Genomic DNA, 14,454 nt, shown 5'->3' with positions numbered 1-14,454 from the left:
CACTGTTCTCTCTAACAGTTCCTGCAGGGTGCTCTTTTTTGCCTGCGGATTGGGGGGGGAGGGGGTTGTTGTCCAAACCTCAGAACCTATGCTATACTATCCTGGTTTATGTGCTTGAGATACAACTTGTTCCGTTGTCTTGAGCCGTTTCACATGATATTTTTCGCTTTCGACAGTATTTTCGTTCGGACAGGATAGATAGTAAGGAGGCGTTGTTTATGGATAAGGGGACCTTCCAGCCGCACAGGAAGCCGCGCAAGAGAAAGATCGGTTTCCTGGCTCGTTCTTCCTCTCCCTCGGGGCGCAAAATTCTTCGCAACCGAAGGCGCAAGGGCCGTAAGTGCCTGACCATGGCGTAACCCTGAGGAAAGGTCGGGAGTTCGACCTCATCTTCCGCACCGGTCTTCGCGTTCAGGGAGATCTGGTGCGGTTGTTGTTTTTGAGGAGTCCGGGCCAAATCGGACCGCGCGTGGGGTACGCGGTGGGTAAACGTCAGGGGAAAGCCCACGTCCGCAACCGGGGGCGCCGCATTCTGCGCGAGGCCTTTCGGCGTCTGGTGCCCTGGGTGGTCTCGGATGCGGCGCTTGTCCTATCTCTGAAGGACCGGGCTCTTGGCGCCTCCGCCGTTGCCGTCTGGCATGATATGACCAGGGTCCTGCAGCGGCAGGGCCTTCTGCTCGACGGGTGGAACGGAGCGGACTGGGATTCGCCCGTTTTGCGCCGTGTCCCCTGAACGCCTGCGGGGCTCGCGCCGGCGATGCTGCGGCAGTCCCGCCGCAGTTCTGGCGGTGCTGCTGATTCGAGGATATCAGCGTTTCATATCGCCGCTGCTGGGACACCGATGCCGTTTTTACCCATCTTGTTCCCAGTACGCGCTTGTCGTGTTTCAGGAATGGGGTTTTTGCATGGGCGCATGGATGACGCTTCGGCGCCTTTTGAAGTGCGGCCCATGGCACGAGGGGGGCTACGATCCTCCCCCAAGACGTTGCGGATCTGCCAAGTCGGATAGGGATGGTGAACTTTTTTGAGTTATTTGTGGACACAGGCCGGAAACTTTATGACATGGCTTTTGGAAAGCCTTTACCTGCTGACGAACTCCTGGGGGCTGGCGATTATCCTCCTGACGATCCTGGTTCGTATCGCCATGCATCCCCTGACGCAGAAACAGATGGTCAGCATGCAGAGGATGCAGAAGCTTCAGCCTATGATGAAGGTCCTGCAGGAGAAGTACCAGGACGACAAGGAGACGCTGAACCGAGAGGTGATGTCCCTCTACAAGGAGCACAAGGTCAACCCGGCTGCGGGGTGCCTGCCCCTGCTCATTCAGCTTCCCATCTTCATTCTGCTCTACAGTGCCCTGTCCCGTCACGGTTTTACCGACGCCACGTTCTTGTCCGTCCAGCTCGACGGATCGGTCCTGACGACCGTCGCCAAGGCCATCAACCTGGTGGATGAGGCCGGCGTCCCCATTCCGAACAGCCAACTCGGCTTCGTCATGGTGTTTTTTTCCGCCCTCTCCAACCCCTCACTGCTCTTCTCCAACCTAGGCATGTGGCTTCCCAACACCATCCTTCTGTTGATCATCGCGTTTCTTACCTGGTACCAGCAGCACATTTCCGCCTCAGGGAACCCCCAGATGGCCATGATGAGCTGGTTCATGCCTATTTTCCTGACTTTCATCTGCCTCAGCCTGCCCGGAGGGGTTCTGCTTTACTGGGGCGTCTCCTCCCTGCTCGGCGTGATTCATCAGCTGCGCGTCATCCGCAGGACCAACCAGGAAATGCAGGAAAAACCGGCGCTCTTTCAGGAGAAGCCGACGCGCAAATCCGAAGCCTGAGCGTAGCGATGCGGAGAGGGGCAGGGACGGATTCGAGGACGAATTGAGGAAAGAAGGTTTTTTCCGTGACCGACGATAAGCATGTTATTGACGACAAGCACCTTGTTTTCGACGTGAATACCGTCGAGGAAGCACTGGATCTGGCCTCCCGTCAATGGGGCGTTCCCGCGGAGGAGCTCCGGTCCGAGGTGATCGGCTCCGAAAAAGTATTTTTAGGATTGTTCGGCAAAAAACTCAAGGTCGAGGTGACCTTGCCCGAGCGTTCGCTGCTTTGCAGGGGGCGGGATTTTGTTGACGACCTGCTGAAGCTTATGGATCTTCGCGCCGACACGGTCCTTCGTGAGGAGGAAAACGTCGTCGACATCGAGGGGCAGGACGCGGAAATTCTGGTCGGCCGGCACGGCGACGGCCTGAAGTCCATGGAGTACCTGCTGAATCTCGCCCTGCGCGACCCCGGGTCTCAGCCCCGCGTCCGTCTCGACAGCAACGGCTACAGGGAGCGCAGGATACGAAGCCTGGAGCGTCTGGCCGAGGCGACGGCCAGACAGGTCGTGGAGTACGGGGTCCCCATCCGCCTCGACCCCATGCTCAGTTGGGAGCGTTGGGTGATTCACACCTCCCTCAAGGATCGGGAGGATGTCAAGACCGAGTCGGTGGGGGAGGCCCCGGAGCGCAAGGTGGTCGTCATGCCGAAGATCGATGCCGCCAAACTCCAGGAGGGCAGCGGTTACAGGCCCGCATCGTCGCGTTTCCCGCACCGCCGCAGGCGCCGCTGACCGAATTGGAATCCCCATGTTCCCCGTTCTCATAAAGATTGGGACGATAACCCTCGATACGTACTATGTTTTCTGGATGCTGGCGCTCTCCCTGGCGATGCTCTGGAGCATTCGGCGTTTCCGGCTCTATGGGGTGGACGACGGCGAGGCCCGGCGCGTGATCGGATGGGCGTTCTTCGCCATGCTTCTTGGCGCTCGGGCCCTCGAGTATCTCTGGAACTTCGATGCCTATTATGAAAACCCCTCTCTGCTCCTGGACCTTCGCCGTGGAGGCCTTTCGGAGGTGGGGGCGTTCACGGGGGCTTTTCTGGCCGCTTTTTTCCTCTGTTGGCGTAATGCGAAGCTTCCCTTCCAGAGGCTTTGCGACGTCGTCGCCCCTCCGGCGATCTTCACGATGGCTCTGGGACGATGGGGATGCTTTTTCAACGGATGCTGCGTCGGGATCCCCACGCTGCACCGTTTCGGCGTGCACTTTCCCTACGACCCGGCGTCCGTGATGCGCCATCCCACCCAGATATACTACTCCGTCGCCTCTCTGGCGATCCTCGTGACCCTTTTGGCCGTCGAGCGCTTCACCCTGCGACACAGAAGCCGGGACAAGAGGTTGGGGGGCGCCTCCGTGATCACCCCGCTGGGATTGATCCTCTATTCCGTCATGCGCCTGTCCATCGATGGGCTGAGGGCCGAGGGGCTCCTCGAGGGGTTGGGCTTTTCGCATTGGATACTGCTGGCGGCGCTGCCGTTGGAGATCCTGTGGCTGGCCGTTTCTCTTCGATCCAACAGGACCGCCGTCTCAACTCCAACGCCCGCAAAGGACAAGATTTCCTAGGGTTCCAAATCGAGGAGGTGGAAGTCGAGTGTGGCGGACTCTCTGGGAGAGACATCGAGGTGCGTTCTGCGTCGCCGTAGGCATGGCCTGTTTTCTCGCGGCAGGGCTTCTGGTTCGGGGTCTGCCCTCCGTCCGGACGCATCTTTCCTCCATTTCATCGCCCCCCAATACCGGGGATGTCAGGGGGTCACAGCCTCAGCATCACGGCGGAACCCCCATTTCGTCGTCCCAGGAAAACGATCCTTCCGGCCCATCCGCTCAACCCGCATCAGGAGAATGGTTCCTCTACGTCACGGGCAGCGTCCGCCGTCCGGGTGTCTATCGCCTGCCTCCCGGCGCGCGTGCGGTCCACCTCGTCGACGCGGCGGGAGGATTCGACGGTTTTGCGGACCCGGTCGCCGTCAACCTCGCCCAGCCCTTGGCGGATGGGATGCACGTACATGTACCGCGCAAGGGGGAGCGTCAGCCTCAGGAGGCCCTTGTGGTTGCGGCTCCGACGGTCCGCATCGGTCCTCCGGCCAGGTCGAAGGACGGCGGCCTGATCGATGTGAACCGCGCTTCGGAGATGGAGCTGACGGCTTTGCGGGGCATCGGCCCCGCGCTGGCCAGGAGGATCGTCGAGTACCGGGAGAAGAACGGTCCATTCCGAAGCGTCGAGGAGCTTGTCCAGGTCAGGGGTATCGGGGCCGCGAAGCTAGAGGGATTCCGGGATCGGGCGACGGTCGGCCCCTGACTTGAGCCTGAGCGGGAAGACCTATGACGATCCTGAAACGAGCTCCCTTTCTGGCCATCCTGGCCGCCCTGATTGCGGCGATGGGGCTCGAGGAGGAGGCCGGTCCCGTTCTTCTTCCGATTCTCGCCTCCTTCACGGCAGCAGGCGTGCTGCTTTGTTCCTTCCGAAAGGAGGAGCGGGGGCAGTGGCCTTTGTTCGTCCTCGTGCTCCTTCTGACCCTGTTGGCCTCCGTCAGGATTGTCTGCGTGCTGTATCGCCCTCTCCCTGCGCCCATGAGTATCCGAACGGAGGGGACCGTGACCTCGGTCCGCCCCTGGGGACGGACCTACACGGCGGTCCTCGATACCCCGCAGGGGCGTTTCCTTCTCCGCCTTCCCTTCGCCACCGTGACCGAGGGGATGCGCCTCTCGGCGGAGGGGATCTCCCGCCCCTTGCGCCGCGCGGCCGGCACGGGCTTCGACGAGGAACGTTTCTGGAGGGGGTACGGCGTTACGGCATGGCTTGCCGCCTCCAGGCTCGAGCCCACGCCGAAACAACCCTGGAATCTTCACCGTCTTCGCTACGAGGTCTCCCGCCTCCTGACCATCCACACGCCCGCTCTGACCGGGGCCTATCTTCGCGCCGCCTGGACGGGCTATCGGGACGCATCCCTGAACGAGGCGCATCGTGCGTGGGGGACCAGTCATCTTCTCGCCGTATCGGGGTTTCACGTGGGGATCGTCGTGTTTTCCGCCTTCCTGCTGCTGCGGCGAAGCCCTTTGCGGATTCCCCTGCTCTCCCTGCTCCTGTGGATCTACATCCTCCTGACCGGGGCCGCGCCAAGCGCCCTGCGCGCCGGCACGATGATCCAGACCGCCCTGTTGGCGGAGCTCCTCGGACGGCCGCGGAGCTCCGTGAACTCCGTTGCCGTTGCCGCCGTAAGCCTCCTCCTGTTCTCCCCCCATCTCTTCTGGAACGTGGGCTGGCGCCTGTCCGTCCTGGCCGCGCTCCTCATCGCCGCGGTCCTCGAGGAGGGGAGCCTGCGGGGAACGGCCTTCTGGATCGTGCTCAGCCCCTCCATCTGGCTCATCTCCTTCCCCCAGACCTCCTACACCTTCGGGAGCGTCCCCCTGGCGGGGCTGATTTTGAACCTCTTTGCGCCCGCCTTCTTTTCGTTCGCGTTTTCCCTGACCTCGGCCGCGGCTCTTCTGCATCTGGCCGGGCTGCCCCTGACGTCATGGCTGCTGGATGCGGCGGAGGGGGCTTTTTCCCTTTGGGGCCTGCTGGCGAATGGGCTTGTCTTCCTCGTCCCCTGGACGATTTCATGGGGGCCCTTCATGTCGTGGTGCGGAACGGGGCTCCTGTTTTTCTGGCTCTGCCGTGCAATGCGGCTTTCCTGGGCGCAAACCGCCCTCATCGCCTGGGTGGGCTCGGCCGCCGCCTTTCTGATTTTTCTTTGATTTTTCCTCGGACCTATCGACGGAGGGAAATGCTACCGCCGCGTCATCCGCAGCCGTCAGCACCAGGGCATTCTACCTTTCGAGGTCTTTTTGCCCGTTTGTTTGATTTCTTGCGGATTCGGCTTCGGGGATATCGCCATTTTGAGTTTTTGCAGCGCTGAGCACCTTCTCGCAAAATGCCGCCAACTTCGGTATATCCCTAAGTTCAATTTCCCGAACCGTGTTCTCCGATAATTTTCCATAGTCATGGGCGATAACGTTGCGCATTCCTCTAATATTAGACCATGGGATCTCATCCTGCGTACGAAGGACAAACTCCGGGCTTAACCTTTTCGCCAACTCGCCAATCTGCTGTATATTCATCACCGCAGCATTGAAATGCAGCGTGTCGAAGATGTCGCCTGCATTGAACCCCGAGTTGACAATTCTGCTCCGTTCGCCAGGCGACTGAGCGTCTGCGAGCTCGCCGTATCTCCTGATCCAGAGACATTGCTCCAGAATATCCTCTAAGAGAGCCCGATCAGTTTTCAACATACAGCAACACCCTCTCACGCATAACATTCTTTTTGAAGTTAACGTGAGACCGATTGAGATTTTTTAATTTGTCCTCCAAAGCGGATTCCTCGATCATATCCACATCAATATCTGGAATAGCCGTGTTTAAGTCGTTATATATACCTCCAATAGCAAAACCATTGACTGCCGCGCCGTCTAAACGAATCAACAGGTCGACATCGGAATCAGGTCGATTATCACCACGTGCTCGTGACCCAAAAAGCCATATAGCCTTGATCCCATACTTTTTGGCAACAGGCTGAACCAATGCAGCGATATGTTCTTTTGTAAGTCGCTCTCGTTCGGATTCCAACGTCACAGATTGCGGCACGAAAATCCACCCCCTTGTGAATAAGACCAAGGTTAAATTATGTCCTGAACTGATTTTATCACAGCTTCAAGAGTAATTTCGCAGGCTGAGGCAAGTCCGGGGACACCGGACCGAAATAGCGCGAATCACAGCCCCGCTTGTTTTCCGACCATTCACGGTCGTGATCTTTTCCGTTGTATCATACGATATTGCCCTCCCGCTTCCATAAACCAACCGGCAGAGAGCGGGTGAAATTTAGCCTGTAACCCCTCCCGTAGACAATAGAGCCCGTCAAGCAAAAGCCTGAAATCATCAGCATCAAAGCTATGACCTTTCTTTGTGCCTTGTTTGACGAGAGGAGGGGAACGTGTTAAAATTCCCCTCGTTCCTTACGTGGTGCGGAGCGGGGGTATGATGTCTCCCGACTCGGGAGCCGGAAAGGAATCTTTCGGGGCGTAGCGCAGCCTGGTTAGCGCGCTTGGTTCGGGACCAAGAGGTCGGAGGTTCAAATCCTCTCGCCCCGACCATCGAGAGAAAAAGGAGGCTCGGGGCTCGTTCCCCGGGCCTCCTTTCGCAAGGCCGCATTTTCTGCAGAAAGAGGGGAGGAAGGATCGTGACGGGGAAAAAGCCCTCTTCGCGAAACGGGAGGCTGCGGGAGAGCTCCGCCGGGGCCGATGGAGGCCATGCCGCCTTTCTGCCCGTCTCCCGCGGGGATATGGAGTCCCGGGGTTGGGGGGAACTGGATTTCCTCTTCGTCAGCGGGGACGCCTACGTCGACCACCCCTCCTTCGCCGCCGCCCTGATCTGCCGGCTCCTGGAGCACGAAGGCTACAGGGTCGGCATCGCAGCACAGCCGGACTGGCACGGGGACGACGACTTCACCGCAATGGGGCGTCCCCGGCTCGGGGTACTTGTGGGGGCCGGCAACCTGGATTCGATGCTGGGCAAATTGACGGCGTCCAAGAAGGTACGGAGCACGGACGCCTATTCGCCCGGCGGACGCAGGGGGCTGCGCCCCGACCGTGCCACCCTGGTCTACTGTCAGCGGATACGCCGCCTCTGGGGAGACATCCCCCTGATCGTCGGCGGCGTCGAGGCCAGCCTGCGCCGATTCGTCCATTACGACTACTGGTCGGACGCCCTGAGGCGTTCGATCCTGATCGACAGCCAGGCGGACCTGCTGGTCTACGGGATGGGCGAGCGGCAGATTCTGGAGATCGCCGGGGCTTTGTCCGACGGCGTCCCGGTCGATGCGATACGGAACGTGAAGGGCACCTGTTATGCCGCAGGGCCGGACGGCCTGCCGGAGGCGTTCGTCGAGCTCCCCTCCTGGAAGGAGATATCGGCGAGCAGGAGCTGTTTTGCGGAGGCCTACCGGATATCCTCCCTGGAACAGGACCCGATCAAGGGACGGCCCCTTGTCCAGCACCATGAGAAAAAGGCGCTGGTCCAGCTTCCTCCCGCTTTTCCTCTCTCGGAAAAAGAGATGGATGCTGTCTACGATCTCCCCTACAGGCGGACCTGGCATCCGATGTACGACGCCGACGGCGGGGTCCCCGCGCTTGCCGAGGTACAATTCAGCGTGACCAGCCATCGGGGCTGTTTCGGGAGCTGCTCATTCTGCGCCATTCATGCCCATCAGGGACGAATTATCCAGGCGCGGAGCCACACGTCGATTTTACGGGAGGTCCGGCTGCTGACGCGTCTGCCCGGGTTCAAGGGGTATATCCACGACATAGGGGGGCCGACGGCGAACTTCCGGCATCCCTCGTGCTCCCATCAGGCAACGCGGGGCGCGTGCAGGGGAAGGGAGTGCCTTTTCCCAACCCCATGCAGGAACCTGGACGCCAGCCACGCGGACTACCTCGAACTTCTGAGAAAGTGCCGGGCCGTCCCCGGGGTGAAGAAGGTGTTCGTACGGTCCGGGCTGCGCTACGATTATCTTCTGCTGGCCGGGGCGGACGGGCGGAGGTTCCTGGAGGAGCTGTGCGAACATCATGTCAGCGGACAGCTCAAGGTGGCCCCGGAACATGCCTCGCCCACGGTCCTGAGGTACATGAGGAAGGGCGACGTGGGAGAGTATCGAAAGTTCATGGCCCTCTACGAGGCTGTGAACAGACGCCTGGGGAAAAGGCAGTATCTCGTCCCCTACTTCATGACCTCACATCCCGGTTCGGGGCTTCCGGAGGCGGTGGAGCTGGCGGAGTTCGCCGCAGAGCTCGATTTCTGTCCGGAGCAGGCCCAGGACTTCATCCCGACCCCCGGCAGCCTGGCGACCTGCATGTACTACACGGGCATGGACCCCTTCACGCGGGAGCCCGTCTTCGTGCCCCGCTCCGCCGGAGAACGGCGCGACCAGCGGGCGCTGCTTCAGCACCGCATGCCCCAAAACAGGGAACGGGTCCTGGAGGCCCTGAGAAGGGCCGGCAGGATGGACTGCGTCAAGACCCTCTTTCCAGATGGGACGATGGGGAAGGCCGCCCGCGGGCCCTGGCAGGAACGCCCGAAACGCGGAGAAGCGGCGCCAGCTCGACGGCGACCACGGAGGAGAAGATCAGGAGACAGCCAACCGCCATTCTGAACGTGAAGGCCTCGCCCAGAAGGAAGATGCCGCCAAGCAGCCCGAACACGGACTCGAGCCCGAGCAGGAGAGCGGCATGGCTGGGCAGGGTGAACTTCTGCGCGCAGTTTTGTATCAGGAAACAGGCGAACGTCGCAAAAAAGGTGGCGAAGCCGACCTCGATGAGCCCTCGGGTGCCCTGCCATACGAGGGGATCGTGGGAGACGAACCCCACAAGCGCCGACAGGGCGGCGGTCACCAGGAACTGAACGAAGGTGAGCACGATGGGATCTCCGCGGGCGGCATAGTGCCCGATGGAGATGATCTGTCCCGCGAACATGAACGTCGAGGCGATGGTCAGGATATCCCCGCGGTTTATCGGCCCGGAGAGGTCTGACGTCAGAAACCCCATGCCGATGAAACAGACCAGGGCTGCCGCCAGGGTGAGCCAGCCGGGGAAGAGCCTTCGCAGGCCCCACAGAAGCAGGGGCACGAGGACCACATACCCCGCGGTCAGGAAGGCCTGTCTGCCCGCCGCGGTGTAGTTCAGGCCGAGGGTCTGGAGCCCCATGCCCAGGAAGAGAAACAGGCCGATGACGGCGCCTCCGAGGAGGTCCCCGCCGGAGGCCCTTCGTATGCGTTTGGGGAAGAAAAACAACATCAGGAGCGTTCCGCCTCCGAATCGCAGGAAGAGCAGCCACCACGTGGGGTAGACGGAGAGCCCGGATTTCATGGCGACGAAGCCGAGCCCCCACAGAAAGGCGCAGGCCAACAAGGCCGCATCGGCAAGCCACATCCGGATTCCGGAGGCCATGCGGACGGAGGAACGGAGCGCGGGCTCGGAAACGACGGTCTGAACATCGGCGGAAGTACGGGAGAATTCGTGGTCCATGCGGGGCCTCACCTTTCCTGCAGTCAGTATGAATCGTTCGTCGGGCAGGAGGGAGCGGCGGAGAAAGAGACGCCCTCTACACCCCTTCGACCGTAGATTATAATATCGGGATGTCGGACCGTTTCCATCGGGAAGGATCCGTATTTCTCTCTTGGCTCCGGGCCGTTTTTTCTGGAGAATGAGGTAGAATATTCAAGGTTGTACCAACGAGTCCTTGTCAGGTGAGGTGGAGGCTCTTGAACGATATGGCCGAGCGCATCGGTATCTATGCGGCAAGTCGAATTTCCGCGCTACTCCCCGAGCTGATCTTCCGGGAGCAGCGCGGAGGAGATACGGGCCTGAACGCCCATCTGGAGATCGCGGAGGCGTATCCCAAAATGGGCAAGGTCGTCGGACTCCAGGTCCGCTCCGAGGAGGGCGGCTCCCTCGAACGCACGGCCCGGGGCTACGTCTGCCGCGGGGAGATGTCTCACGTTGCCTATTGGCTCCAGCACTCCCTTCCCGTGCTTGTGATGGTCTATGACGCTCAGCGCGATCGGATTCACTGGGAGTCCGTCTCGCCGGAGACGATCGAGATATCGGGGCAGAACTGGGAGCTTCTGGTGCCGTACGATCAGGTCTACGGTCCGGACTCCGTGGGAGCGATCGTCGATCTGCCCTGTTACAGCCCCTACCTGGCGCGCCTCGCCCTGGACCGCCCCTGGATGGAGATTATCGGGGGCGGAGGCGGTATTCTGCTGGAGATGGACGAATGGATCAATCAGCCCACGGCCAAGGGAAGCCTTCGGCTTTGTGTGCTGCAGGAGAATGGGGGGCGGGAGGCCGTCTTTGAATGGCCCTTCCAGACCGATGCCGACATGCCCCATATCTTTCGTCTCCCCTCCCTTTTCCCGTGGGCCCTCATTGAGGTGGACGGGGCCTTTTACCGCGAGAAGGGCGCGGAGCCGTCCGGGGCGTTGTTCCCCTGGACCGTGGAGGCCGGGGAGATCGCCCGTTTCCGGCTTCGCCTCTCCCTGAACGATCTCGGGCGCTCCTTCCTGACGACGGAGCGCTTCCTGAGGCGGGGAGAGTTCCCCGAGGGGAATGCGGGCGGGGAGTTCGGAGAGGATTATCGAAGGGGAATCAAGTTTCAGATCTATGACGCGAGAGACGACTGAACCGACTTATCGGCAATGTCTTACCCGCCCCGCGGAGGGTTGAGTTATGGAAGAACGGACACAGGGCACCGAGACAAAAATCCGGAGGGACATCCCGCTTGAGGAATTGTCCAATTTTTGTTCCGGTGTGGCCGAGGTGGCCGACGACATCATAGGGGAGTCCGGGGGAATCCTCCTCCCGAGGGGGACTCCTTTGTCGTCTTTGGCCTCCTCGATCGACAGGGTCGAGGCGAAACTGCGCCGCTCCAATATTCGTGCCGTACCGGTCGTTCTGCCCGGAATCTCCGATTTGCAGAACCTCGAGGACTATCTGAAAACGGCGGATCCCGCGGTTATGCCGCTGGAGCCGGAACTGGCACGTCAGACGGTCTCGCAGGTGGAGGATGTATTCGGCCGCATCAAAGAGGGGGAGTGCACGACCGAGGACGTCCAGAACCTCGCGGAGCAGGGGCGCACCCTTGCCCGGAGGATCTCGGGGGCCCCTCAACTGATGTTCTGTCTGGGGCAGGTCCGGAACTGGGACGAATACACGAGCGTCCATTCCCTGAACGTCGCCCTCCTTTCGAGTTTTCTGGCGGAGCGCCTTTTCCCGGGCAGGACCGAATTGGCGGAGTTTATGGCTATCGGCGGCATTCTGCACGACCTCGGGAAGGCAAGGGTCCCCCTCGAGGTGTTGAACAAACCGGGCAAGCTCACGGACGGCGAGTTCGCCGTCATGAAGAGACATCCGGAACTGGGCGAGGAGCTCGCGGTCTCCAACGGAATCACGGACCGCCGTTCCCTCGAGGTCATCCGGGGACATCACGAACGCTACAACGGCGGCGGATATCCGGACAACCTGAATGGGACGGCGATCTCGATCGAGGCGCGGATCGCGGCGGTGGCGGACGTCTTCGACGCCCTGACCGCCAAGAGGGTCTACAAGAATCCCATGCCGAGCCGGGAGGCCATGTCCGTCATGACCGGCGCGATGTCGGCACACTTCGATCCTGACGTGATGAGGGTTTTGCTTCTATCCGTAGGGATATATCCCTCGGGCTCCCTGGTGGAGCTCTCCGACGGCAGCGTCGGTACGGTCGTGGGGGCTTATGGGAAGGACCTGGTGCGTCCCAAGGTGGCGATCACTCTGGACCGGTTCGGCAACAGACTGACGGAGAAAAAACTCATAGACCTTTCCGAGGAGCGGGAGCTGTTTGTCAAGCGTTCGCTCCGATCCGACGATAAAGATAAACTGGCTTTTTGAGCGTCATCGGGACGTAAAACTTCCGCCGTTGCGTTCCTTCGAGGGGTGTGTTCGCAACGGCGTTTTGCGTCCCGTTCGACCGTTTTCAGACAGGTTGTGCCGTGTTCTGTGTGAATATCGAGGGGGTGTGTTGTCGTTGGCCGAAAAAAAACAGTTCAGGGTGGGGGTCAACATCGCATGGTGCAAGGGATGTTCCCTGTGCGTCGGAGTCTGCCCGAAATCCGTGCTGGAGCTGAGCGACCGTCTGAAATCGACGCCGGTTCGGGAACACGATTGCATTGGCTGCCGTCAGTGCGAAAATATCTGTCCGGACCTTGCGATAACGATTACGGAAAAGGAGAAAGAGGGGGATGCGGATGCCTGAGTTCGCTTTCTGGCAGGGTAATACCGCTCTGGCGCACGGCGCCCTTTTGGCGGGCTGCAACTTTTTCGGAGGGTATCCGATCACCCCTTCCACGGAGATCGCGGAGGTCATGGCCGAGGAGCTTCCCAAGAGGGGGGGGCACTTCATCCAGATGGAGGACGAGATTGCGGGAATCGCCTCCGCTATCGGCGCCTCCATCGCCGGGGCCAAGGCGCTGACGGCGACCTCCGGTCCCGGTTTCTCCCTGAAACAGGAGAACCTTGGCCTCGCCTACATCGCGGAGATCCCCATCGTGGTCGTGGACGTCATGCGGGGAGGGCCCTCGACGGGTACGCCGACCAAGACGGCACAGCAGGACGTCATGCAGGCGCGATGGGGGACCCACGGCGACCATGCGACGATCTGTTATTCTCCATCGTCGGTGCAGGAGTGCTATGACCTTGCCGTCAAGGCATTCAACATGGCGGAGCGATTTCGCCAGCCCGTATTGGTCCTGAGCGACGAGATCGTGGGGCACATGAGGGAAAAGGTCGCGAAGAGGGATCCCTCGTCCGTAAAGCTGGAGAACCGGCCGCGCCCATCGGTCCCGCCCGAGAAATTCACCCCCTACGAGCCGAACCCCGTGACGGGAGTTCCGGCCATGGCTTCCTTCGGAGACGGCTACTCCTGGCACGTCACGGGGCTGACGACCAACGACTGGGGGTTCCCGACGAACAATCCGCCGGAGATCGAAAGGAAGATACTGCGCCTGATGAGCAAGGTGGAACGGGTCAGGTCCCAGGTCGTGGAATACGAATCCGAGTTCATGGACGGGGCGGGCATCGTCGTGGTGGCCTACGGAAGCGTCGGCCGCTCCGCCCTGCGCGCCGTCCGGGACGCACGCAGGAAGGGGATTCCCGTCGGATTCTTTCGCCCGATAACGCTTTGGCCCTTTCCGGATTCGGAACTGGCCAAAATGGCCCTTGGAGCGAGGACGATCATCGTCCCCGAGCTCAACTGCGGTCAGATGGTCCTCGAGGTGGAGCGCCTGTTCCGCGGCAGAAGCGAAGTTCTGCCCCTGAACCTCGTGAACGGCGAGCTTTTCAAGCCGTCCGAGATTGCCCGTAAGATCGAGGAGGTGGCCTGACATGCCGAGTGCAGAGGTCCTCAGCTGGGTTCGGACGCGGTTCATGCCCCATATCTGGTGTCCGGGGTGCGGGCACGGCATCATCATGCACGCCCTGATCCGGGCGCTTGTCGCGCTCAAGAAGGAGAAGTCCAACACGGTGCTGGCCTCGGGGATCGGCTGTTCCAGCCGCATGGCGGGCTACATCAACGCCTGCACGCTTCACTCCACCCACGGACGCTCCCTGGCGTTCGCGACGGGGATCAAGCTGCACCGCCCGGAGCTCACCGTGGTGGACGTGATGGGGGACGGCGACTGCACGGCCATCGGGGGAAACCATTTCATCCATGCCTGCCGGCGCAACATCGACATCACCGCCATCGTCATGAACAACAACATTTACGGCATGACCGGCGGGCAGGCCAGCCCGACGACGCCCTTCGGCGCCTGGGCCTCGACGACGCCCTTCGGCGCCATCGATCCGGCCTTCGACATCTGCAGGCTGGCGGAGGGGGCAGGCGCCTCCTACGTGGCTCGTACGACCATCGCCAATCCCCGCCAGGCCGAGACGTACATCACGAACGGGATCAGGAAGAAGGGGTTCTCGGTCATCGAGGTGGTGACCCACTGCCATACCCAGTTCGGCCGCAAGAA

General features: G+C 61.1%; 16 protein-coding genes, 1 tRNA gene and 1 pseudogene. 15 read left to right on the top strand and 3 right to left on the bottom strand.

Going from position 1 to position 14,454, the window contains the following annotated elements; translation table 11 throughout:
* Positions 1–218 precede the first annotated feature (218 nt).
* The 8 genes from rpmH to ABLA28_RS06905 all read left to right on the top strand — a co-directional run bounded on the left by rpmH (position 219) and on the right by ABLA28_RS06905 (position 5,614).
* Positions 219–359, top strand: coding sequence for a 50S ribosomal protein L34 (rpmH, locus tag ABLA28_RS06940; protein WP_299076994.1), 141 nt, complete (start codon positions 219–221; stop codon positions 357–359).
* Complete coding sequence (gene rnpA, locus ABLA28_RS06935) at positions 341–733, top strand: ribonuclease P protein component (protein ID WP_347713048.1); 393 nt, start codon at positions 341–343, stop codon at positions 731–733. The genes rpmH and rnpA overlap by 19 nt, the downstream gene beginning before the upstream one ends.
* A complete protein-coding gene (yidD, locus tag ABLA28_RS06930) occupies positions 723–1,028 on the top strand; it encodes a membrane protein insertion efficiency factor YidD (protein WP_347713047.1) in 306 nt (101 codons plus the stop codon). Before rnpA ends, yidD begins: the two co-directional genes overlap by 11 nt.
* A 29-nt stretch (positions 1,029–1,057) precedes the next feature.
* Complete coding sequence (locus ABLA28_RS06925; RefSeq protein ID WP_347713046.1) at positions 1,058–1,837, top strand: YidC/Oxa1 family membrane protein insertase; 780 nt, start codon at positions 1,058–1,060, stop codon at positions 1,835–1,837.
* A 65-nt stretch (positions 1,838–1,902) separates the two neighbouring features.
* Positions 1,903–2,613 carry an RNA-binding cell elongation regulator Jag/EloR gene (gene jag / locus ABLA28_RS06920; protein WP_299302155.1) on the top strand — a complete coding sequence of 237 codons (711 nt, stop codon included), beginning with the start codon at positions 1,903–1,905 and terminating at the stop codon, positions 2,611–2,613.
* Positions 2,614–2,629: 16 nt separating this feature from the next.
* On the top strand, positions 2,630–3,442 hold the full coding sequence (locus ABLA28_RS06915) for a prolipoprotein diacylglyceryl transferase (protein WP_347713045.1): 813 nt from the start codon (positions 2,630–2,632) through the stop codon (positions 3,440–3,442).
* 28 nt (positions 3,443–3,470) lie between these two features.
* The gene (locus ABLA28_RS06910; protein WP_347713044.1) at positions 3,471–4,175 is read left to right on the top strand and encodes a ComEA family DNA-binding protein; all 705 of its coding nucleotides are present in this window, start codon (positions 3,471–3,473) and stop codon (positions 4,173–4,175) included.
* 23 nt (positions 4,176–4,198) lie between these two features.
* Positions 4,199–5,614 (top strand): ComEC/Rec2 family competence protein, encoded by a 1,416-nt coding sequence (locus tag ABLA28_RS06905; protein ID WP_347713043.1) that lies wholly within the window; start codon positions 4,199–4,201, stop codon positions 5,612–5,614.
* 72 nt (positions 5,615–5,686) lie between these two features.
* Here ABLA28_RS06905 and ABLA28_RS06900 read toward each other — a convergent pair whose 3' ends face one another.
* Complete coding sequence (locus ABLA28_RS06900) at positions 5,687–6,148, bottom strand: HepT-like ribonuclease domain-containing protein (RefSeq protein ID WP_347713042.1); 462 nt, start codon at positions 6,146–6,148, stop codon at positions 5,687–5,689.
* On the bottom strand, positions 6,135–6,500 hold the full coding sequence (locus tag ABLA28_RS06895) for a nucleotidyltransferase domain-containing protein (RefSeq protein ID WP_347713041.1): 366 nt from the start codon (positions 6,498–6,500) through the stop codon (positions 6,135–6,137). The genes ABLA28_RS06900 and ABLA28_RS06895 overlap by 14 nt, the downstream gene beginning before the upstream one ends.
* 428 nt (positions 6,501–6,928) lie before the next feature.
* Here ABLA28_RS06895 and ABLA28_RS06890 point away from each other — a divergent pair.
* Positions 6,929–7,006 (top strand) — tRNA-Pro (locus tag ABLA28_RS06890).
* A gap of 86 nt (positions 7,007–7,092) precedes the next feature.
* A complete protein-coding gene (locus ABLA28_RS06885; RefSeq protein ID WP_347713040.1) occupies positions 7,093–9,060 on the top strand; it encodes a YgiQ family radical SAM protein in 1,968 nt (655 codons plus the stop codon).
* 13 nt (positions 9,061–9,073) lie between these two features.
* Here ABLA28_RS06885 and ABLA28_RS06880 read toward each other — a convergent pair.
* A pseudogene (locus ABLA28_RS06880) lies at positions 9,074–9,835 on the bottom strand (DMT family transporter); the annotation flags it as partial.
* Between the two features lie 341 nt (positions 9,836–10,176).
* Between ABLA28_RS06880 and ABLA28_RS06875 the strand changes: the two are divergent.
* The 5 genes from ABLA28_RS06875 to ABLA28_RS06855 form a co-directional block, all read left to right on the top strand.
* Positions 10,177–11,088 (top strand): DUF4365 domain-containing protein, encoded by a 912-nt coding sequence (locus ABLA28_RS06875; protein ID WP_347713049.1) that lies wholly within the window; start codon positions 10,177–10,179, stop codon positions 11,086–11,088.
* A gap of 46 nt (positions 11,089–11,134) precedes the next feature.
* Entirely contained in the window at positions 11,135–12,331 is a 1,197-nt protein-coding gene (locus ABLA28_RS06870; protein WP_347713039.1) for an HD-GYP domain-containing protein, read from the top strand.
* Between the two features lie 136 nt (positions 12,332–12,467).
* Positions 12,468–12,695 carry a 4Fe-4S dicluster domain-containing protein gene (locus tag ABLA28_RS06865; protein WP_299303004.1) on the top strand — a complete coding sequence of 76 codons (228 nt, stop codon included), beginning with the start codon at positions 12,468–12,470 and terminating at the stop codon, positions 12,693–12,695.
* Positions 12,688–13,821, top strand: coding sequence for a 2-oxoacid:acceptor oxidoreductase subunit alpha (locus ABLA28_RS06860; RefSeq protein WP_347713038.1), 1,134 nt, complete (start codon positions 12,688–12,690; stop codon positions 13,819–13,821). The genes ABLA28_RS06865 and ABLA28_RS06860 overlap by 8 nt, the downstream gene beginning before the upstream one ends.
* Position 13,822: 1 nt before the next feature.
* Positions 13,823–14,454: thiamine pyrophosphate-dependent enzyme (locus ABLA28_RS06855; RefSeq protein ID WP_347713037.1), on the top strand; the 632-nt coding region annotated here is incomplete at its 3' end.

The organism is uncultured Fretibacterium sp., from assembly GCF_963544685.1.
Taxonomy (GTDB): Bacteria; Synergistota; Synergistia; order Synergistales; family Aminobacteriaceae; genus CAJPSE01.
The sequence above is the reverse complement of the archived record's forward strand: the minus strand, read 5'-3'. Positions and strand labels throughout refer to the sequence as shown.